Source organism: Pseudomonas sp. 10(2024) (assembly GCF_045164175.1).
Classification (GTDB): Bacteria; Pseudomonadota; Gammaproteobacteria; order Pseudomonadales; family Pseudomonadaceae; genus Aquipseudomonas; species Aquipseudomonas alloputida.
The window spans coordinates 3,165,841-3,182,990 of sequence record NZ_CP174006.1 but is presented as its reverse complement, the minus strand read 5'-3'; the positions used below and the strand labels follow the sequence as shown (position 1 = coordinate 3,182,990).

27 protein-coding genes are annotated in these 17,150 nt (G+C 58.6%); 19 read left to right on the top strand and 8 right to left on the bottom strand.

The window, feature by feature from the left end; genetic code table 11:
* Positions 1-6 precede the first annotated feature (6 nt).
* From ACI7M0_RS14310 to ACI7M0_RS14290, 5 genes are all read right to left on the bottom strand, one after another.
* A complete protein-coding gene (locus ACI7M0_RS14310; protein WP_129932765.1) occupies positions 7-822 on the bottom strand; it encodes a DUF2303 family protein in 816 nt (271 codons plus the stop codon).
* Between the two features lie 26 nt (positions 823-848).
* Complete coding sequence (locus ACI7M0_RS14305) at positions 849-1,196, bottom strand: hypothetical protein (RefSeq protein WP_014756073.1); 348 nt, start codon at positions 1,194-1,196, stop codon at positions 849-851.
* Positions 1,197-1,284: 88 nt separating this feature from the next.
* A complete protein-coding gene (locus tag ACI7M0_RS14300; RefSeq protein ID WP_129932766.1) occupies positions 1,285-1,827 on the bottom strand; it encodes a hypothetical protein in 543 nt (180 codons plus the stop codon).
* A complete protein-coding gene (locus ACI7M0_RS14295) occupies positions 1,824-2,093 on the bottom strand; it encodes a hypothetical protein (protein ID WP_060501469.1) in 270 nt (89 codons plus the stop codon). The genes ACI7M0_RS14300 and ACI7M0_RS14295 overlap by 4 nt, the downstream gene beginning before the upstream one ends.
* 18 nt (positions 2,094-2,111) lie before the next feature.
* Complete coding sequence (locus ACI7M0_RS14290) at positions 2,112-2,495, bottom strand: response regulator transcription factor (protein ID WP_129932767.1); 384 nt, start codon at positions 2,493-2,495, stop codon at positions 2,112-2,114.
* A gap of 809 nt (positions 2,496-3,304) precedes the next feature.
* On the opposite strand from ACI7M0_RS14290, the gene ACI7M0_RS14285 reads away from it, so the two are divergent.
* Positions 3,305-3,634, top strand: a complete 330-nt coding sequence (locus ACI7M0_RS14285) for a DUF1654 domain-containing protein (RefSeq protein ID WP_237617272.1) — start codon at positions 3,305-3,307, stop codon at positions 3,632-3,634.
* Positions 3,635-3,663: 29 nt separating this feature from the next.
* Here the strand turns inward: ACI7M0_RS14285 and ACI7M0_RS14280 are convergent, their stop codons facing one another.
* The 3 genes from ACI7M0_RS14280 to ACI7M0_RS14270 are packed head-to-tail and all read right to left on the bottom strand — an operon-like array spanning position 3,664 to position 6,156.
* A complete protein-coding gene (locus ACI7M0_RS14280) occupies positions 3,664-4,230 on the bottom strand; it encodes a hypothetical protein (protein WP_129932769.1) in 567 nt (188 codons plus the stop codon).
* 3 nt (positions 4,231-4,233) lie between these two features.
* Positions 4,234-5,226 carry a hypothetical protein gene (locus tag ACI7M0_RS14275; protein WP_129932770.1) on the bottom strand — a complete coding sequence of 331 codons (993 nt, stop codon included), beginning with the start codon at positions 5,224-5,226 and terminating at the stop codon, positions 4,234-4,236.
* A 42-nt stretch (positions 5,227-5,268) separates the two neighbouring features.
* Entirely contained in the window at positions 5,269-6,156 is an 888-nt protein-coding gene (locus tag ACI7M0_RS14270) for a LexA family transcriptional regulator (RefSeq protein WP_129932771.1), read from the bottom strand.
* A 104-nt stretch (positions 6,157-6,260) separates the two neighbouring features.
* On the opposite strand from ACI7M0_RS14270, the gene ACI7M0_RS14265 reads away from it, so the two are divergent.
* The 18 genes from ACI7M0_RS14265 to ACI7M0_RS14180 all read left to right on the top strand — a co-directional run bounded on the left by ACI7M0_RS14265 (position 6,261) and on the right by ACI7M0_RS14180 (position 17,148).
* A complete protein-coding gene (locus tag ACI7M0_RS14265) occupies positions 6,261-6,485 on the top strand; it encodes a Cro/CI family transcriptional regulator (RefSeq protein WP_129932772.1) in 225 nt (74 codons plus the stop codon).
* 221 nt (positions 6,486-6,706) lie between these two features.
* On the top strand, positions 6,707-7,435 hold the full coding sequence (locus ACI7M0_RS14260) for a DnaT-like ssDNA-binding domain-containing protein (RefSeq protein WP_129932773.1): 729 nt from the start codon (positions 6,707-6,709) through the stop codon (positions 7,433-7,435).
* The gene (locus ACI7M0_RS14255; protein WP_129932774.1) at positions 7,432-8,115 is read left to right on the top strand and encodes a replication protein P; all 684 of its coding nucleotides are present in this window, start codon (positions 7,432-7,434) and stop codon (positions 8,113-8,115) included. The genes ACI7M0_RS14260 and ACI7M0_RS14255 overlap by 4 nt, the downstream gene beginning before the upstream one ends.
* Before the next feature lie 26 nt (positions 8,116-8,141).
* Positions 8,142-8,438 carry a DUF1364 domain-containing protein gene (locus ACI7M0_RS14250; RefSeq protein ID WP_129932775.1) on the top strand — a complete coding sequence of 99 codons (297 nt, stop codon included), beginning with the start codon at positions 8,142-8,144 and terminating at the stop codon, positions 8,436-8,438.
* Positions 8,435-8,863, top strand: coding sequence for a VRR-NUC domain-containing protein (locus ACI7M0_RS14245; RefSeq protein WP_129932776.1), 429 nt, complete (start codon positions 8,435-8,437; stop codon positions 8,861-8,863). Before ACI7M0_RS14250 ends, ACI7M0_RS14245 begins: the two co-directional genes overlap by 4 nt.
* The gene (locus ACI7M0_RS14240) at positions 8,860-10,158 is read left to right on the top strand and encodes a site-specific integrase (RefSeq protein WP_129932777.1); all 1,299 of its coding nucleotides are present in this window, start codon (positions 8,860-8,862) and stop codon (positions 10,156-10,158) included. The genes ACI7M0_RS14245 and ACI7M0_RS14240 overlap by 4 nt, the downstream gene beginning before the upstream one ends.
* Entirely contained in the window at positions 10,155-10,403 is a 249-nt protein-coding gene (locus ACI7M0_RS14235; protein WP_129932778.1) for a hypothetical protein, read from the top strand. The genes ACI7M0_RS14240 and ACI7M0_RS14235 overlap by 4 nt, the downstream gene beginning before the upstream one ends.
* The gene (locus tag ACI7M0_RS14230) at positions 10,400-10,717 is read left to right on the top strand and encodes a hypothetical protein (protein WP_129932779.1); all 318 of its coding nucleotides are present in this window, start codon (positions 10,400-10,402) and stop codon (positions 10,715-10,717) included. The genes ACI7M0_RS14235 and ACI7M0_RS14230 overlap by 4 nt, the downstream gene beginning before the upstream one ends.
* Positions 10,718-10,728: 11 nt before the next feature.
* Positions 10,729-11,118: an antiterminator Q family protein gene (locus ACI7M0_RS14225; protein WP_027609633.1), complete on the top strand. Its 390-nt coding sequence runs from the start codon at positions 10,729-10,731 to the stop codon at positions 11,116-11,118.
* A 180-nt stretch (positions 11,119-11,298) separates the two neighbouring features.
* Complete coding sequence (locus ACI7M0_RS14220) at positions 11,299-11,568, top strand: DUF2513 domain-containing protein (protein ID WP_165366969.1); 270 nt, start codon at positions 11,299-11,301, stop codon at positions 11,566-11,568.
* 79 nt (positions 11,569-11,647) lie between these two features.
* A complete protein-coding gene (locus ACI7M0_RS14215; protein WP_129932781.1) occupies positions 11,648-11,971 on the top strand; it encodes a phage holin, lambda family in 324 nt (107 codons plus the stop codon).
* Positions 11,972-11,975: 4 nt separating this feature from the next.
* A complete protein-coding gene (locus ACI7M0_RS14210; protein ID WP_129932782.1) occupies positions 11,976-12,170 on the top strand; it encodes a hypothetical protein in 195 nt (64 codons plus the stop codon).
* The gene (locus tag ACI7M0_RS14205) at positions 12,170-12,508 is read left to right on the top strand and encodes an HNH endonuclease (RefSeq protein ID WP_129932783.1); all 339 of its coding nucleotides are present in this window, start codon (positions 12,170-12,172) and stop codon (positions 12,506-12,508) included. The genes ACI7M0_RS14210 and ACI7M0_RS14205 overlap by 1 nt, the downstream gene beginning before the upstream one ends.
* Positions 12,509-12,666: 158 nt before the next feature.
* Positions 12,667-13,143: a terminase small subunit gene (locus tag ACI7M0_RS14200; RefSeq protein ID WP_129932784.1), complete on the top strand. Its 477-nt coding sequence runs from the start codon at positions 12,667-12,669 to the stop codon at positions 13,141-13,143.
* A gap of 3 nt (positions 13,144-13,146) precedes the next feature.
* Positions 13,147-14,826 (top strand): terminase large subunit, encoded by a 1,680-nt coding sequence (locus ACI7M0_RS14195; RefSeq protein ID WP_014591182.1) that lies wholly within the window; start codon positions 13,147-13,149, stop codon positions 14,824-14,826.
* Complete coding sequence (locus ACI7M0_RS14190) at positions 14,823-14,984, top strand: hypothetical protein (RefSeq protein WP_085983377.1); 162 nt, start codon at positions 14,823-14,825, stop codon at positions 14,982-14,984. Before ACI7M0_RS14195 ends, ACI7M0_RS14190 begins: the two co-directional genes overlap by 4 nt.
* On the top strand, positions 14,977-16,287 hold the full coding sequence (locus ACI7M0_RS14185) for a phage portal protein (RefSeq protein ID WP_129932785.1): 1,311 nt from the start codon (positions 14,977-14,979) through the stop codon (positions 16,285-16,287). The genes ACI7M0_RS14190 and ACI7M0_RS14185 overlap by 8 nt, the downstream gene beginning before the upstream one ends.
* A 3-nt stretch (positions 16,288-16,290) precedes the next feature.
* The gene (locus tag ACI7M0_RS14180) at positions 16,291-17,148 is read left to right on the top strand and encodes a head maturation protease, ClpP-related (protein ID WP_129932786.1); all 858 of its coding nucleotides are present in this window, start codon (positions 16,291-16,293) and stop codon (positions 17,146-17,148) included.
* The last annotated feature ends 2 nt before the right edge of the window (positions 17,149-17,150 follow it).

Sequence of the window (17,150 nt, the reverse complement as noted above, 5' to 3'; positions counted from 1 at the left end):
GGTGAGTTACTTGGCGTCGAAGGTTCCCAGGGACAGCTTCGCGGCGGTACCGACCTTGTCGTCGAGAACGGCCTTGAATTCCTGAGCGATGGCCTCGCGCTGGGCTTCTTCGCCGATCCAGCGCAGCTTCAGCACCGGTTGCGCGCCGCCGGTGATGACGGACACGCGCAGGCGAATCACTTGCTCGGCCAAGCCCTCGAACGGAATGACCTTGAAGTCCAGCCAGGCCGGCAGGGTTTCTTTGCTGCTGGCTTCGATCTGGTCCATGGTGCTGCGGCTGGCGCGGGTTTCACCGACGGCGTGATCGCTCTCCGACGAGGCCTTTACGGTGATGGTGCGAACCGCGGCGATTGCTTTGGCGATGGTCATGGTCTGGCCATTCTCATCGGTGGCCGACAAGTGCTGGTTCCAGTCTTCGATCCAGTCGCTCATGGCCTTCTGAACCAGACTCTGGCCGCACACCGCCTGGACGGCTGCAAATGCGGCGGACGCCTTCAGGCGCAGCACGGCGCGATCATCAGCGTGGCCCGGCTCTTCGGCGGTACCGATGTTGAACAGCACGATGCAGCTCATGTTGTCCTGGTCGATGAAGCCGCGGGCTGCTGGTGCGGCGCGCTCGACAACGTAGGCGCTGTAGTCAGCCAGCGAGTGGGTGGAGTAGGTGCCACGGAAGCGGTTGCGGCCTTCCTGGTAACGCTCCAGATCAACAACGTTGAAGTTTTGCGGAACTACGACCACCGGGCCCAAGGCCGGCAGATCGCGGCCAACTGCGGCAATGGTGTTTTCCTGGATCAGTTCGAGAGCTTCTTTACTGAGGGACATGCGCTATTCCTTGTAGATTCTGTGAGTTAGGAGCGTGGGTGTACTGGTGCTTCGTCACGGGTGAAGAGCTGGTCATGCTTTTCGGGGAAGAGGGATATGTTGCCGCCGGTGCCGACGTACATAGGCGTATCGAGGCTTGTGTTCTCGCTGCGCGTTCCGCGCTTGGTCGGCACCTTGTAGTCAAGCTTGTGCTTGATCTTTACCTGATGGGAGTCGCCGATCTGGCTGAAGTCCAGGGTGATGGTGATCTTTCCTGCCTTACCGTGATCGACAACGCCTGCGGCTACTTCCGAAAGGGCATGACCGATTTGGCTAGCGAAGGCGCCGCCGTTGAGCTCCTGCAGGAACTCTGTGGTGTCAGTGGGCTTGGACATTGCTGCGTCTCCTGATGGGCGATGCCGCTGGGCGGCAGAGTTATGTGCTGCTGGCGCCGGCCATGCCGGACGCGCGCGGTGATGCGTTTCATGCTTTTCTCTTTGCTCGCTTCTCGACGATGGTCGGGAACTCGATGTCGAACTCCCGGCACAGCCGGCCAAGCTGCTTGAAGGAAATTTGCAGCTCGCGAACCACATCGGCTCTGGACATCCCGACGTTTCGATAGGCGATGATCTTTTCTGCTTTCGACCTGTCTTCAACGGGATCGCTGAGCTTCTTGCCCAGGTTGCTTTTCCCGTAGTTCGGGTCGCGCTGGAACTTGAAGTTGCCTTGCGAGGCTGCGCGAACGAGAGTTGCCTGGGCGAGCCCGGTGTGAGCCATGGCCTCCTTGTAGGTCATGGTCTTTGCCAGCTCGCGGATCTCATCTAGTTGTTTTAGGCGCGCAGCCAACCGTTTGTTGGGTGGGGTGGCTATGGATGAACGCTTTGGCTCGAGGTCGCGATGAGGCCGGTGTGGCACGTACTCGAACCCAGGCAGGGTTTCGACGGAGCCACCGCTACTAAAGAAGTTGTCGATGCTGGCGTTGAGCTGGGCCAGAATCTGGTCCCGGCTGTTCGAGTGCCCGATCATTGCAGGCCACCTCTTTTGCTCGCTGCGCCTGCTTCCATCACATCTACAAATCGCATTGCTGTGCGGTAGCTGAAGGCGAAGCCCTGCACAGCGCCGGTGGCGATTTCAACGACATCCCACGTCGCGCCTTTACCGCACGCTTGGTAGCGAGGTGCGGTCTGGCTGACCTTGGCATGGGCCTCAGCCCTGACTGACTTGCTGCGCTCGAGCAGGGCCGCGAGTACGGCAAGCTTCTGCTCGAAAGCAGGGTGCATTGCTGTCTGCATGGGTGATCCTCGGATGGGTCAGGCGTGGAGCTCGAAGGCCTCGGCCTTGCGAACGATTCGAACTTGGGCGGTGCGGCGCTCAGGGGCGCGGCGGTCACGGCGCATCGGGTCGCTGTCGTCAATCACCGCATGCATGGCGATGAGGCTGGCGAGCATGATGCAGAGCGGGCTGATGATCTGTTGGCGCATGGCCTTGGTGACCGCCTCAATGCGGCGACCGGCTTCGAGCTTGAACAGAGCGGCTTCGATGCGGTTGGCAACGGTGCCCGGGCTGACCGCCATCTGGCGGGCGATTTCTTTGGTGGTGAGGCCTTGAGCCACCCACAGCAGAGCTTCGAGCTCACGGGGAGCCAGCGCCTTGCCGAGCTGGCCAATCCATGAGCCGCAAGTGATCGTTTCCATGAAGTGTCCTCGGTGGGCTGCATTGGTGTGTGATCTGGCCGGGGCTGCGTTCTTTCCGGCTTGCCGCATCAAAGGGCGGTGGTTAGATGAGTAGCCCTACGGAGCGTCGGTGCACGAGAGTCGGGTAAGGAAAGTCGTGCAAAGCCCGTTGGGTCTTTCCCTGCGCATCAGCCTGCGCATTCAGATCACACACCGAAGCAGCCTGGTGATGGGGAACCAGGTAGATCGGGCCGGTTACGTGTCCGGCGTCGTTGCCATCGACCGTCGCTGTGCAGCACTCATGGCTGGCTATCGGGGCTGGTGGCAACCAGCGCGCTCCGGGCGGCTATTCTCTCGGCCTGCCAGCGACCGGCTCTTTAGCGTCCGGTTAGGCTGCCATTTCCCATGGCTGGGTTAGGCGTTTCGCTTACTACTTCATGATGGCGTTCCTCCTATGGTTGTTTGGTCCGCGCCATGCTCGTCGCCGGGTTTCCCCACCACTGCCTGCTGCAGCTACTGGCTACGCATCAGGTGGCTCGCATGGATTGGCGTCCTCCCATGAGGGAGTCCGGCAGCTATCCAGAGGCTGCGTGGTCGACGACTTAGCTTGTCCCGACCCAGGTGATGGCCTGGGTGCGTCGAGGTGGTCACGTCTCGTTGTGTAAAGAGCGATGGCTGCCGAAGCTGCCAGGCCGGTGTGAATCCGGCGATGAAAATAAAGTTAACCGGCGGTAAATATTACGTCAATACCGCCGGTTAATTATTTTTTTGAAGATGCGCGCTAAGATCGTCACGTGCTGTACGTACATACAGTATTGGAGGCGTAGGGAATGAGAGCTGCACAAGGATTCGCTATGTCGGCGCCTCGCGAGGAGCTGACAGGCTTGGAGAAACTGGGGTTGAGGGTTTCTGCGATGATCAATTCCCCGCTTGCCCAGTTCGGCAGGAAGGTTCTGATCCATCAGTTGGACACGGACAGCGATCAGGATTGGGGGGCGATCATGGAGCTGCTGTCAGAGACAGACGGCCTGGACATGACGTTCTGTGATGACGGATCGGTGATCCTGCAATGGGATGCGCCGACGGATTATGATCGGGTAATCGATTCGGGAAAGGATGTTGAGTTAGTGTGGCACGGAGAAGCGGAGGCACCGTTTTAAAGAAGGGCCTGAAGAAGGCCCTCTACGGTTTACTCCATCAGTTTGTAGCCAAGATAGTAAAGACCCCAGAAGGTAGCGATAATCATCTGAAAGAACAGGAGGAAGTAAATCGTAAGTGTTACATAGCTGAATACGAATCCTGAATCCGGGCCAGCAATTGTGGTTAGGAAAATAAGCTTCCCAAAAGACAATAAGCTTAGTGAAAAAATAACCACCAAAATGCTTTGTGCAGTGAGGAAGGCAAAAAGCATCGCCAAAAATTTACGTCGGGTTAGGTCGACAATGTTTGTCGATCCTCTGAATTTTACAACTACTTTGGGAGTCGGTTCAGGAATGATGTTGTCAATATCTGAGCGCCCAAAGGTGGCTATAGCAGCTAAGGCTGCAATATAAAAGCCAGGGAGAGACTGGACGAATGAGAGCACCAGCGATATGAGATTGCCGGATTCGTAATAGGTAGCCTTATGGTCCACAAGGCATAGGGTGGTAGTCAGAGCGAATGCCAAAATTGCAGGATACAGCCAGTCCACAACCCATTTGTAGGGGTGTTGAATGGCAAGGTAGCCAAATGGTCTTAGCAGTTGTCCTAGCAACATTGCTTACTCCATAAGCTTGAAGACTTCCTTGATTATAAATGAGTTTATTGTGTCAAAGCTACTTGTATTGACCAGCGGTGCTTCAATTGGGTGGCGCTTTACATATTTTTCGCTAGCGACAAGGTTTCCCGTACTTGTCGAGATCGTCGCATCCTTGTCAATGCCTGCCTCGGTCTTGAACTTGATTCTAATATGCTTATACTCTTGATCGGCTCGAGTTACGTTCGCCCGCAATTTACGAATTGCTGAGCCCAATGATCCGATCATGTCTGGTTTAGGTCGGAGGTCGACAGTGCGTTGCCTTTCAATGATCCCTCCTTGCTCGTCCCAGACGGCGCCCTCCTTTGAAAAGTTTAAAAGCTGGATAGCTGATAGCGTTCCGCCCTCCAAGTCTTTCTGAAAATCTTCAGAAGGATGTCCCTGCAGTTCCAGTTCGTGAAGCAGGTGGACCATCAGCGGATTGCCTTTTTTGTCCCGGGCGCCATTGTTGTTCGGGATAAGGTACTCCGAAGGGAACTCAGCTTTACACTTTCGGACAAGATGCTTCAAAAACTTCAAGATGCTGGTTAAATGCAGGCCGGACCCAAAGACCGCCTCTACTACGCAAAGGTAGTAGTTGTCGCCTTTTTCCGGGGTCAGATTGATTACAACATGGGCTGAGTGTTCTCCGCCATGCCCAGGAGGTTTGGAGTGCACTACTCGGCTTTTGCTTTCTGGATCAGATGAGACAGCATCAGGGGCTGAAGGGTCACTAATGTTTACTAATAGAATTAAGCGCGTCTCGGTGATTTTAATGTCTGAGAGAAAATATTTAGGAGACGTTGCGATGCGGCCTTTTTGTAATAATCTGTCGCCGGTGTCAAAAAGTTGCTTTGCTTGTAAGGCAATAGCAAGCAATGATTTTGGAGTTGTTACAAAATGAGCTTCATTTCCTTCTGCACGCGATACTCCGAATGCGCTGATTTTGAGATCATAAAAGGTTGCGTTCCGATGCACTTTGTAGACCCTTTGGAGCGATAATGTTGGCTGATTAGTGTTTTATAATTTTTTGGAATTCCACACAAGAAGCACTTTTGCATGGATTGTTATATCATCAATACGTGCAGACTGTTTTTCATAGTTTTTGTTGTCTGAAATCAGCCAAACGTAATCTTCATCCTTTCGCTGAATTCGTTTGATTAATAAGTCGCCGTGCCACGTGAGTACATATACGCCTTCACCCTGGTAATCGTTAATGCCGCGGTCGACGATAACTGGATCTTTGTCGTTGATCGTTCCCTCCATGCTCTGCCCCCATCCTGTGATCATCGACAGAGCCTGAGCTGAGGTGTACGTCACACCTTTCTCGCGCAGCACCTCTTCACGGATGACCACATTCCGGATGACTTCGCTGTATTCGGCTGGAACTTGGCCATGACCCATCGCGGCGCGGACGTCGTACTGAGGTATGGAAATATCGCCATGGTCTGGGGTGACCATGGTAGGGGCATGGACGGGCTGAGCCGCTAAAGGTGGCGCTTCCGCTAGACTATCAGCAACTGCCTTGGCGATTTTGTCCTGGGCAGTGGCGTCTAATGACTTGCCCCCATGCTTGCGCAGCATTTCCAATACCTTTTCCGCTGCACTACTGCTGGAGCTGTCTCCGGTTTTTACCTGTGCGCGTTGCATTTGTGCGAGCTCAGCGGCCAGCCGTGGGCTAAACCGGTCCACCGGCTCTTGCAGGAGCCTGGACAGCACCACTGCAAACTTCGCATTAAGGGGGTTGGTGCCGTTCAGGTACATGGCAACGCCGGCCGGCGAGATATCCGCAGCCTCAGCGATCTTTGCCTGCGTCAGGCCAAGCGCATTTTTCTTCTGAGTGAACAGCCTTTTGGCTGCGTCGCACTCGGCCTTCAGTTCGGGGGAGAGATCTTTCTTTTTCGTCATGCGCGGAATTTAACCGGAGGTTAATTTATCTGCCTCAACCGCCGGTATTGAAGAAGTGATAACCGGCGGTTAATATCATGTGCATTCACCACTGAGGCAATGCCATGAACCGAACACTGCTGCCTGAGCTTGTTGAGCGAATCGGCCAGACCGCTGTCGCCAAGGGGCTTGATGTGAGCGCCCCTGCCATCGCCAAGGCGATGAAGGCCGGCCGGGTGATTTTCGTCATCGAGAACGAAGACGGAACGATGAGCGGGGAGGAGCTACGTCCGTTTCCGAGCCGCCAGACTCTCTGCGCGCTGAACCCTGACGAGAAGGATTATGCGTGACCTAGGGTTGCGCCCGTAGATGACCGAAACACCTGCGAATCCATCCAGTACCGGAATCGCAGGCGAAAAAAAACCGCCTGGCAGGGCGGTCTTCTTGAAACAACATCGAGGTCGATTATGCACCGCATGGACGATGCAGGCAATACCACGCATTCCACGTCAGGTTTCGGTGTCTCGCCAAATCTGACGCGTCAGGCAGTTAGTCATGGAGGGCGTTCGTAATGGCTCGTATCCGCACCATCAAGCCGGAGTTCTGGACCAGCGAACAGGTCATGGAGTGCTCGGCGATGGCTCGACTCCTCTTCATCGGGATTTGGAACTTCTGCGACGACGCAGGTAATCACCCGATGTCCCCCAAGACCATCAAAGCTCTCGTTTTCCCTGGCGACGACATCACTGCGCTTGCAGTGGAAGGGCTGCTTACTGAGCTGGTAACGAACCGACTGATTACCCTCTACGAGGCGTCATCGAAGCAGTACCTGCACGTCAACGGATGGCACCACCAGAAAATCGACAGACCAACGGTAAAACACCCTGAATTCGTTGAGCCTTCGCCGACTGCTCGCCGAGAAGTCGGCGAAGGCTCGTCTAGCGGTGAACGAGGCCTCACCCCCGGAATGGAAGGGAAGGGAAGTAATACACACTCTCCGCGCGAGCCGTTCGCGATGTTCCTCGATTGGATTCCTGACCAGGCTCAGCTTGAGGCCTATGCCAAGCGTTCTGGGGTGGCCATCGAGGAATTCTCGGAAAAGGCCATTTCGGGCTTTGTCGTCCATCACGATGCAAAGGGGCTGGCCAAGACCGAGAGCCAGTGGATCGCCGACCTAGTCGGCTGGAGAAAGCGCGACCTTGCGAATGCAGCGAAGGTCGTTCCTCTGCGGGCAGGGCCTGGTGGCCAGCAGTTCGATGACAGTGATACATCGTGGATCGAGCAAGGAAGTGCCCAATGAACCCAGTCGCAGTTGCCACGCACGGCCTGTGGGCCAAGGTCCAGTCCGGTCAGCACGTCCCTGCTGGATACGAGCTGCCCGATGACGTGAAGGCCGAACTCAATCGGAAGACGGCAGAGGTTATCAACGATCTGTTCCGTGACCTGCGCTCGATCTGCACCGCCTGGAAGCAGGCTTGGCCAGACCGGGCCACCTACAACGCGTCGAAGCAGCAATGGCTGACCGCGTTTCTGGAGGCTGGAATCTGCAAGCCCGAGCAGTTGCAGTTTGGGCTGATGCGCTGCCGCCAGTCGGGGGCGCCTTTCATCCCGCCTCCCGGTGAGTTCATTCAGTGGTGCCAGCCGTCACCAGAGATGCTTGGTCTTCCAGCCTTGGCGGCCGCTTTCCGCGAAGCAACCCGGAATGCCCATCCTGCGATGGCTGGCCGGGGCAAGTGGAGTCACGACGCGGTGTGGCACGCGGCCAAGGAGTGCGGCTTCGAGAACCTCAACAAGCTGCCATCTGACGCGAGCTCGAAGCTCTTCGAGCGCAATTACACCATCGCTGTTCGTCGGCTTATGGCCGGTGAGCCGCTGCAGAAGATGCCGCTGGCACTTCCTGCAGAGGTTGCCGCGCGCCGCACTCCGCAAGTCGGAAACTCTGCCCTGGCAGCCATGCGCGCCCGCTTGGCGGGGCGCTGATCAATCAACCTGCAAGGAGGCGTCACATGCGCCAAACCAAACTGACCAAAGCCGCGCGCGGGCGTGAGTGCCAGGTGCGCATTCCGGGCGTATGCAACGGCAACCCCGAGACCACTGTCCTTGCGCACTATCGCCTGGCGGGTACCTGCGGCGTCGGCAAGAAGCCACACGACCTGCAAGGCGCCTGGTGCTGCAGCTCTTGTCACGACGCGTGCGACGGGCGCAGTCGGGCAGTGGACCGCGACACCGCACGGCAGTACCACGCCGAGGGCGTCATGCGCACCCAAGCGCTGCTGCTCAACGAGGGAGGCTTTGTCGCATGAATTCCCCCGACATCCGTCTGTTCAGGGCCAAGCCGGCCCGCGCCAAGCCCGTTGACCGGGAGGGGCAGGAGCAGGCCGCGCTGATGCAGGAGCTCCAACTGCGCTACCCGCAGGCCTACAAGCTGATCTACCACGTCCCGAACGGCGGGCACCGGGTCAAGGCTGTGGCCGCCAAGCTGAAGGGGCAGGGCGTGAAGGCCGGTGTGCCTGACTTGGTGCTGCCCATGGCGCGCGGTGGGTATTTCGGCCTGTACATCGAGTTCAAGGCCATGCCGCCCTATGACGCGCCGGTATCCCCGAGCCAGGACGCCTACCTGCAGGCGCTTGCCGATCAGGGCTACCTGGCCATCGTATGTCGGGGCAATATCGACGCCGTCGAGGCCATCCGCGCCTATCTGCTGCTGCCTGCCACGGTGGCTGCATGAGCGCGACCCGGGAAGTGAAACTGAGCGAGGCCGAAGTGCGCCGGCAGGCCGCCGACAAGTCGGTGCGCGACCTGCGCGACCCGCGTCACCCTGGCCTGTACCTGCGTTTCTGGAGCAACCGTAAGCGCGGCACCTGGCACCTGGTGCGCGGCAAGAAGTGGGTGCCGGTCGCCCGTTGGCCTGACCTGAACGTGGCGGCGGTGATTGCCGAGCTGCCTGCGCTGCGTCAGCGCCTGCTGCGCGACCCGGCCACTGCCCCGGTGGTCTCTGGCATGGCTACCGTGGGTCAGCTGCTGGACTGGTACGGTGACCGCATGGCCCGTGACCGCTCGCTGTCGGCTAAGCGCAAGGCCGGCGCCAAGTCCGCGATTGCCCAGCACCTCAAGCCGCGCCTTGCTGACCTGGCCCTGGCTGACGTGTCTGCCGATGCGCTGGACAAGCACCTGATGTGGCCGTGCCAGGCCGAGGTGTCGCTGTCCTACCTGCGGCAGATGTTCGCGCTGCTGCTGACCGCCTTCCGCCAAGCCCTGCTACTGGGCCTGATCGACAGTAACCCCATGGCCGGGATGCGTTTCAACGATTTCACCAAGGCCAAGATCCTGCCCAAGGCAGCCCGCCTGCGTGACGTGCAGTTGCCGGAGCTGATGTGGCAGCTGGCCCAGGCATTCGAGCGGGAGCCGGGTGACGCCATGCTAGCCCTGATGATGCTGGCCCACGGCACCCGGATCGGTGAGACCCGCATGGCGCGCTGGAACGAGATCTCCCTGGCGGCGGCCGAGTGGTTCATTCCCGCCGCCAACGCCAAGACCCGTACCGAGCACCGCCTGCCGCTGACCGCCCAGGTGCAGGCGCTGCTGACTCGGTACCGGGCTATCCAGCAGGCCGAGGGCTACGAGGGTGTGTACCTGTTCCCGAATCGTCGGGGCCTGTGCCTGAGCGAGACGCAAGCCAGCAACGTGTTCAAGCGTCTGGGGCAGGGCGAGTGGACCAGTCACGACCTGCGCAAGGTATCCCGCAGTACCTGGACCGACCTCGGCATCGACAGTCACATCGGCGAGATGCTGCTGAACCACAAGCTGGGCAAGATCGCCAGCACCTACATCCACACCCAGGCCATGCAGCAGCGCTGCGCCGCGTTGGAGAAGTGGCACGCCTGGCTTGATCGGATCGGTTTTGCAGCCATTCACGGCCTTACCAAGGCCTTATTTGAAATTTCGCAGAATTCGCCAGAGGCCACAGCAGCCGGGGCGCCGAACGACCTTACCGCATTTGTAATTAGCGAGGATTCGAAATGAATATTTCCGAGCACGGTGCCGTCGCCTTCCTCTACGGCTTGGGAGGTCGCGCCATTGGGCAGGTCATCATTGATGAGTGGTTCGGCGTGGATCTGGGCGAGGAAGTGGCCGTGTCGCCGCGGGAAGCAGGCTTGTTTGGCCTGGAGCAGTTCGACAAGCCGATTGTGGCTGGCAGTGTTGTCGTGCCACGCAGCCGTGCGACCAAGCCTTGGCTTCGAGCCAAGAAGGGGCGTTCCCGCCAATGAGAAATAGCCACGGCCCGGCTTTCAAGAAGGCGGTGATTGAGCTGGACAAGTGCCCTTTATGCCGTGGGAGAGCGGTCACTAGGGATTTGTTCTTCGATAAGCCATGCATCCACTGCAATGCCTCGGGCTGGGTAGAGGCTGCAACTGGCGAGGCCTTGCCTCTGGATGAGCTGGTGACCCAGCTCAGCCTGAAGCTGCAGGCCGCGACACGGCAGATCGAGCAATTGAAGAACCCTCAGGCATCCGGGCCTGAGGCTACATATCAGGGAAGCAACCGGCGCGGCGCCGGCGGCACCAACTACACCGGGGATTGAGGGGGAAGGACATGAAAAAACGAACCTATGTAGACAAGGCCCTTGGTGACACCGCATACATGCTGGAGCAATGGGGCTGGTGGCGCATGGATGGCATGGGCGTGCCTCAGTATGTCTGCCCGCTGTATGCGCTTATGAAGGAACACGCCCCAGCGGAAGGCGGGCTCAAGCAGTACGTGATCACGGACGATCTGGCACTTGCGGTGGACGGAGCCGTAGCCAGACTGAACAAGCGCAACCCGCAGATGGGCGGCTTCGTCTGGCTGTACTTCGGTGCTAAGTGGCCGGCACTGCGGATCGCCCGCGAGCACAAGATGAGCGAAGCGAAGGCGCGCGAGCTGATCAACACTGGAGTGGCTTGGATCGATTGCGCCTTGGAGCAATTGCGCGAGGCTGCATAAAAAGCTTTCCGCGCGGATAAACACCTGTTTTCATAGCAGCGTGTCCAGCTTGCAACAGCGCGACACAGAGAAACCCCGGCCATTGCGTCGGGGTTTTTATTTCCATTCCTCAATTGGATGGCCAGTTGATAGTATTTGCGCTGCGCGACTATGCGCATTACTTCAAATGGAGGTGGCTGTATGCGTCGTAATTGGGACACCGTGCTGTCTGTGCTGACCAAAATCGAAGAGCTCAACGACAGAGCAGCATTTCATCAGCTCTACCCTGAACATATAGATTCCGGTCGAGTGGCGACTACCCCAGAAGCTGCCGAGACTGTGTTCCATCTTCGCTTGCTTATTCAAAACGGATTCGTCAATGGATCAGATTTTCCCGCCTTCGGTGCTACAGGCCTGACATGGGCTGGTCATGATCTTATAGAGAAGCTCAGGGCTGCTCAGCAGCTTTAAAGCGTCGCCATCGAAGAACTTCGAGCCCCGGACTTCCGGGGCTTTTTCATTTGTGCTCCCCGCAACGGGAGGAACCGAGATGCAAAACATGCCCGAGAAGGATCCTGGCCTGTGGGCCGCTGTGCTCACCTGGGTGATTGCCCATCAGCCCCAGCTTGGCGCCGCCGGCCTGTCCATTGCGATCGCCGTCCTCCGGGTGGTGTATGGCGGCGGCACCCGCCGTCAGATGTTCTTGGAGGGCGCCCTTTGCGGCCTAATCACACTGGCCCTGGTGCCGCTGCTCGAATGGATGGGCCTGCCACAGGGTATGGCCACCTTCGCCGGCGGCATGGTCGGCTTCATGGGTGTGGAGAAGCTTCGCAGCTATTCCGATCTGTTCCTATCTCGCAAGGCTCAGGGGTAAGTAGATGATCACATTGACCGACAGCAACGGCCTCAAGCGTTACCTAGCTCCCGCAGCCATCGCTCGTGTGGACGAAGCCTGCACCAGCAGTCAGTGGCACGGCATCTGCGCCATCGTTCGCCTGTTCGACGGTCAGGTGCTGGAGATTAAGCAGCGGGCTGACGACATCGTGCGTCTGATCTCCGAGTCGAAAGGCTGATGGCCAGGCTCAAGACGCTCGGCTCTCGCATCAAGGAGAGCGCAGGCTCTCGGGTCAAGGTGGTGAGCCCTGGCAGCTGGCGAAGCGGCATGACCAGCTCCCAGCGCGGCTATGGCTACAAGTGGCAGCAAGCCCGAGAGCGGTACCTGCGCGACAACCCGCTGTGCGTCTACTGCGAGCGGAACGGCCGCACAACTGCGGCCATAGTTGTCGACCACATCGTTGCTCACCGTGGAGACATGGTTCTCTTCTGGGATCAGACCAACTGGCAGAGCCTCTGCAAGCCTTGTCACGACTCCGTCAAGCAGGCTGAGGAGGGGGCGGGTCTGGGTGGCTGACACGTCAGCGGATCGGCGAAACCCAGCGCGGCGGGCTAGAGGCACGCCAGTGACGTGCCGCGAAAGGAGTAGGGGGGTTAAAAGCTAGGGATTCTCATCTAGCTAGACCGCCACCGACCCCACGTACACATTTTTTCCCGTTTCAGGAAAAGTTAACCATGGCTTTAACCGACAAGAAGCGGCGGTTTGTTGACGCTTTGTTGTCGGGGGCGTCAAATCGCGAATCGGCGATCGCCGCCGGATATTCCGAGAAGACCGCGTCGCAAGCGGGCTCCAAGCTTGCGAAGGACCCCGATGTCCTCGCAGAAGTCGGGCGCCGGTTGAAACAAAAGCAGGCTTCCAGCACCGAGGTTAAACCCTCCCGAAAAGTTAAAGATGAACAGCCCCAAGACCTACAGACCGGCGAGCTGTCGTTAACCGAGACCGACGACCCGCGAGCCTTCCTTACTGAGCTCATGAATGCGGAAGGCGCCGACATGCGCCTGCGCTTGGAGGCGGCCAAAACCCTTATGCCGTATTCGCACGGCAAGGTCGCGGACCAGGGCAAGAAAGAGCAGAAGGCCGAGGCCGCGAAACAGGTCGGCAAAGGCAAGTACTCCCAAGGCAAGCCGCCCCTCTCCGTAGTGAAGAATTGATCTATGCAATGGACAACAGCCTGCCCGGACTGGTGGAGGTGCCTAGCTGCGGGCGAATCAATCATTCCTGATCCGCTGTTTCCAGACGAAGCAGAAGCCGGACTTGAGGTGTTCAAGGGGCTGAAGATCGTTGATGCCCCGGGCAGTCCCACCATTGAGGCCGCCTGTGCACCGTGGGTCCTGGCGTTCGCCGGGGCCATCTTCGGTAGCTACAACAGCGAGACCGGCGAGCGTCTGATTCGGGAAGTGATGCTGTGCATCCCGAAGAAAAACAGTAAATCTACGATCGCTGCAGGGATCATGCTGACGGCACTGATTCGCAACTGGCGTCTTTCGGCTGAGTTCATCATCTTGGCGCCGACCAAGGAGATCGCCGACAACTCGTTCATCCCGGCCAAGGACATGGTCAACAACGACGACGAGCTGAAAGCGCTGTTGCATGTCCAGCCGCACCTGCGGCTGATCACTCATCGCGAGACCGGCGCGACCTTGAAGGTGGTGGCTGCGGATAGCGACGTCGTTGGCGGCAAGAAGGCGGTCGGCGTCCTAATCGATGAAGCCTGGCTGTTCGGCAAGAACCCCAAAGCCGCTGACATGATCCGCGAGGCCACTGGTGGTCTGCTGTCGCGACCTGAGGGCTTCATTATCTGGTTGACGACCCAGTCGAACGAGCCGCCGGCTGGCGTGTTCCGCTCCAAGCTCAATTACGCACGCGGCGTGCGTGATGGCCGGATCGACGACAACCGCTTCCTGCCGATCATCTATGAGTTCTCTCAAGAGATGATCAAGAGCGGCGAGGCGCGGAAGCCTGAGAACTTCCACCTGGTCAATCCGAACATCGACTACTCCGTCGACCGACCTACGCTTGAGCGCCTGTTTATGCAGGCTGAGCTGGACGGCGAGGCTGAATTGCGCGGCTTCCTGGCCAAGCACCTCAACATCGAGATCGGCCTTGCGCTGATGTCCGATGCTTGGGTCGGGGCAGAGTTTTGGGAGCCGCAAGGAGCAACGTGGCTAAACCTCGATGAAATTCTCACGCGGTGCGAGGTCATTGATGTGGGCGGGGACGGCGGTGGGCTTGATGACCTGCTAGGTCTTGCTGTGATGGGCCGGGAGGCTGGAACCCGCAGGTGGTTCCACTGGGCTCACGCCTGGGCGCACCCTTCGGTTCTGGAGCGCCGCAAGTCAGAAGCGCCACGGTTGAGGGACCTAGAAAAGGCAGGCGACATCACCATTGTGGAGCGCATCGGTGATGACGTTGAGCAGTTTGCGGCCATCGTTGCCCGCGTCAATGACACCGGCCTACTCGACAAAGTTGGCCTCGACCCGGCTGGCATCGGGGCAGTACTCGACGCGCTTGCGGATGCTGGCGTTGAGGAAGACAAGATCGTGGGCATCTCGCAAGGTTGGAAGCTCACCGGTGCAATCAAAACCACGGAACGCAAGCTTGCCGAGGGCACGCTGCTCCATTGTGGTCAGCCGCTCATGGCCTGGTCCTGCGGAAATGCCAAGGGCGTGCCTTCAGCCAACGCCTTCTTGATCACCAAGCAAGCATCGGGAACCGCAAAGATTGACCCGTTGATGGCAACTTTCAACGCTGTTTCGCTGCTGAGCCTGAATCCAGAGGGCAGGGGCGGAATGGATAACTTTATGGCAGGCATTCGGGATCCACTGATCGCATGAACGCATTTCATATTTTCATCGCCTGCGCAGTGATCGCTTTCTGCTTAGCATGCGGCGGGGTCTGGATGCTGGCTGGTACCGGCTGGGCTTTGCTGGCGGGATCGCTGAGTTTCTTCTGCATCGCCGGCTTCATCCGCAGAGGGCTTGTCAGTGATTAAAACCCTATCCCAGGCATTGGGGGCTGCTGCCACCAAGCCTTCAGCCAATATGAGTGAATGGCTGGGCAAGACCATCAAGCTGTCGGATGGAGGTTTCTGGAGTGCCTTCAACGGCGCCCAGTCCAGTAGTGGTAAGTCAGTCAGCGTCGATAAGGCCATGCGCCTTTCTACCGTGTGGGCATGCGTTCGGATCATCTCGACCTCGGTAGCAGGCTTGCCGTTGAGCATATACCGGCGCATGCCAGATGGCAGTCGCGAGAGTGCGCGAGACTTCCCGCTCTACGATGTGGTGCACACTAGTCCCAATGAAGACATGGCTGCGTTCCATTTCTGGCAGGCTGTCGTCGCCTCGATGCTTTTATGGGGCAACGCTTATTGCGAGATCCACCGATCAGCCGGGCGTGTGATTGCCCTGGATTTCCTGATGCCATCGAGGGTCGATCTTGAGTTCGACGACGATGGCCGGCTGAGGTATTTCTTCAGGCCCCGAAAGGGGGCGAGGCGAGAGATCCAGCGGCAGGACATGCTGCACATCCCGGCCTTTACCCTGGATGGGCGAGTTGGCCTTTCTGCTATTCGGTACGGTGCGGATGTGTTCGGTTCGGCAATGTCGGCAGACGATGCCGCCAACAGCACTTTCCGCAACGGCATGATGCCCACGGTCGCATTTTCGGTCGACAAGACGCTGAACCCGGCTCAGCGCGTCGAGTTCCGCGAGTACGTGAAGACGATCTCCGGGGCATTGAATGCCGGCAAGAGCCCTGTGCTTGAGCAGGGTGTGAAGCCGGAGATGATTGGTATCAACCCCGCCGACGCACAGTTGCTGGAATCGAGAGGGCACAGCATCGAGGAGATCTGTCGATGGTTCGGTGTCCCTCCTTGGATGGTGATGAAGACCGACAAGGGAAGCAACTGGGGCACAGGACTGGAGCAGCAGCAGATCGCGTTTCTCACCTACTGCATCATGTCCTTCACGGCGCCAATTGAGCAGTGTGTGAACAAGTGGTGCATGACGGCCGTTGACCGGATCAAGTTCTATGCCGAGTACTCGCTTGAAGCATTCCTGCGTGCGGATAGCGCAGGCCGTGCGGCCTATCTCAGCACGATGGGGCAGAACGGCTACCTGACTCGAAACGAGGGGCGGCGGAAAGAGAACCTTCCAAGCATGCCTGGTGGCGATGTACTGACCGTGCAGTCGAACCTGGTGCCGCTGGACCAGCTGGGTAAGCAAAACGATGGTCAGGCCGCCCGGGCCGCACTGATGAACTGGTTGCAAGAGCCGGAAAGCAAATCACGGGAGTAATCCATGAAACACAAGATCCAGTCTCGCGGCCTGCGCAGCGAGATGAGCCCGCGCGCGCTCGACAAATGGAATCCCGCGATCCAGGCGGCCGTTGAAAACACTTCGGACACCATCACGGTGTACGGCGTGATTGGTGAAGACTGGTATGGCGAGGGCGTCACGCTGAAACGAATCGATGCCGCCTTGAGGGCCATCGGTGAGCGCGACGTGACCGTTTACATCAACTCGCCGGGCGGCGACATGTTCGAAGGCATCGCCATATACAACCGCCTCCAAGAGCACAGTCATGAGGTCACCACCAAGGTGCTCGGCATGGCGGCCAGCGCTGCCTCGATCGTTTTCCTGGCTGGCAAGAAGCGAGAGGTGGCCAGCAGTGCCTTCCTCATGATCCACAACTGCTGGACCTGGCTTGCCGGAAATCGCAACTACTTGCGCGACATCGCCAACGACATGGAGGAGTTCGACGCCGCGATGGCCGACCTCTATGCCGAGACCAGCGGGCAATCGGCGGAGGACATGGCCGAACTGATGGACGACGAAACCTATATCCGTGGCAAACGTGCCGTGGAGCTTGGCTTGGCCACCGGGCTGTTGTCGCCCACCGAGGTAACCGAGCGAGAAACCGAAGATGCCGCCCAGGCCAATGCACTCAAGGCCATGGATGTAGCCCTGGCCAAAGGTGGCATGACTCGCTCAGAGCGTCGCGAACTGTTCGCCAATTTCAAGTCCGGCATGCCTCGCGCTGCCGGCGGGGGTACGCATAACGCTGCCCCGCCCGATAAGCCTCGCGCTGTCGCGCCAGACCTCTCCGCCTCTCTGAGCGCGGCAACCAACATCCTCAATTCTCTGAAAGGAAAGTGACC

Bases quoted from the DNA above. Each gene is read 5' to 3' on its own strand.
- ACI7M0_RS14310 (WP_129932765.1), bottom strand. From the start codon at position 822: ATGTCCCTCAGTAAAGAAGCTCTCGAACTGATCCAGGAAAACACCATT.
- ACI7M0_RS14305 (WP_014756073.1), bottom strand. From the start codon at position 1,196: ATGTCCAAGCCCACTGACACCACAGAGTTCCTGCAGGAGCTCAACGGC.
- ACI7M0_RS14300 (WP_129932766.1), bottom strand. From the start codon at position 1,827: ATGATCGGGCACTCGAACAGCCGGGACCAGATTCTGGCCCAGCTCAAC.
- ACI7M0_RS14295 (WP_060501469.1), bottom strand. From the start codon at position 2,093: ATGCAGACAGCAATGCACCCTGCTTTCGAGCAGAAGCTTGCCGTACTC.
- ACI7M0_RS14290 (WP_129932767.1), bottom strand. From the start codon at position 2,495: ATGGAAACGATCACTTGCGGCTCATGGATTGGCCAGCTCGGCAAGGCG.
- ACI7M0_RS14285 (WP_237617272.1), top strand. From the start codon at position 3,305: ATGAGAGCTGCACAAGGATTCGCTATGTCGGCGCCTCGCGAGGAGCTG.
- ACI7M0_RS14280 (WP_129932769.1), bottom strand. From the start codon at position 4,230: ATGTTGCTAGGACAACTGCTAAGACCATTTGGCTACCTTGCCATTCAA.
- ACI7M0_RS14270 (WP_129932771.1), bottom strand. From the start codon at position 6,156: ATGACGAAAAAGAAAGATCTCTCCCCCGAACTGAAGGCCGAGTGCGAC.
- ACI7M0_RS14265 (WP_129932772.1), top strand. From the start codon at position 6,261: ATGAACCGAACACTGCTGCCTGAGCTTGTTGAGCGAATCGGCCAGACC.
- ACI7M0_RS14260 (WP_129932773.1), top strand. From the start codon at position 6,707: ATGGCTCGTATCCGCACCATCAAGCCGGAGTTCTGGACCAGCGAACAG.
- ACI7M0_RS14255 (WP_129932774.1), top strand. From the start codon at position 7,432: ATGAACCCAGTCGCAGTTGCCACGCACGGCCTGTGGGCCAAGGTCCAG.
- ACI7M0_RS14250 (WP_129932775.1), top strand. From the start codon at position 8,142: ATGCGCCAAACCAAACTGACCAAAGCCGCGCGCGGGCGTGAGTGCCAG.
- ACI7M0_RS14245 (WP_129932776.1), top strand. From the start codon at position 8,435: ATGAATTCCCCCGACATCCGTCTGTTCAGGGCCAAGCCGGCCCGCGCC.
- ACI7M0_RS14240 (WP_129932777.1), top strand. From the start codon at position 8,860: ATGAGCGCGACCCGGGAAGTGAAACTGAGCGAGGCCGAAGTGCGCCGG.
- ACI7M0_RS14235 (WP_129932778.1), top strand. From the start codon at position 10,155: ATGAATATTTCCGAGCACGGTGCCGTCGCCTTCCTCTACGGCTTGGGA.
- ACI7M0_RS14230 (WP_129932779.1), top strand. From the start codon at position 10,400: ATGAGAAATAGCCACGGCCCGGCTTTCAAGAAGGCGGTGATTGAGCTG.
- ACI7M0_RS14225 (WP_027609633.1), top strand. From the start codon at position 10,729: ATGAAAAAACGAACCTATGTAGACAAGGCCCTTGGTGACACCGCATAC.
- ACI7M0_RS14220 (WP_165366969.1), top strand. From the start codon at position 11,299: ATGCGTCGTAATTGGGACACCGTGCTGTCTGTGCTGACCAAAATCGAA.
- ACI7M0_RS14215 (WP_129932781.1), top strand. From the start codon at position 11,648: ATGCAAAACATGCCCGAGAAGGATCCTGGCCTGTGGGCCGCTGTGCTC.
- ACI7M0_RS14210 (WP_129932782.1), top strand. From the start codon at position 11,976: ATGATCACATTGACCGACAGCAACGGCCTCAAGCGTTACCTAGCTCCC.
- ACI7M0_RS14205 (WP_129932783.1), top strand. From the start codon at position 12,170: ATGGCCAGGCTCAAGACGCTCGGCTCTCGCATCAAGGAGAGCGCAGGC.
- ACI7M0_RS14200 (WP_129932784.1), top strand. From the start codon at position 12,667: ATGGCTTTAACCGACAAGAAGCGGCGGTTTGTTGACGCTTTGTTGTCG.
- ACI7M0_RS14195 (WP_014591182.1), top strand. From the start codon at position 13,147: ATGCAATGGACAACAGCCTGCCCGGACTGGTGGAGGTGCCTAGCTGCG.
- ACI7M0_RS14190 (WP_085983377.1), top strand. From the start codon at position 14,823: ATGAACGCATTTCATATTTTCATCGCCTGCGCAGTGATCGCTTTCTGC.
- ACI7M0_RS14180 (WP_129932786.1), top strand. From the start codon at position 16,291: ATGAAACACAAGATCCAGTCTCGCGGCCTGCGCAGCGAGATGAGCCCG.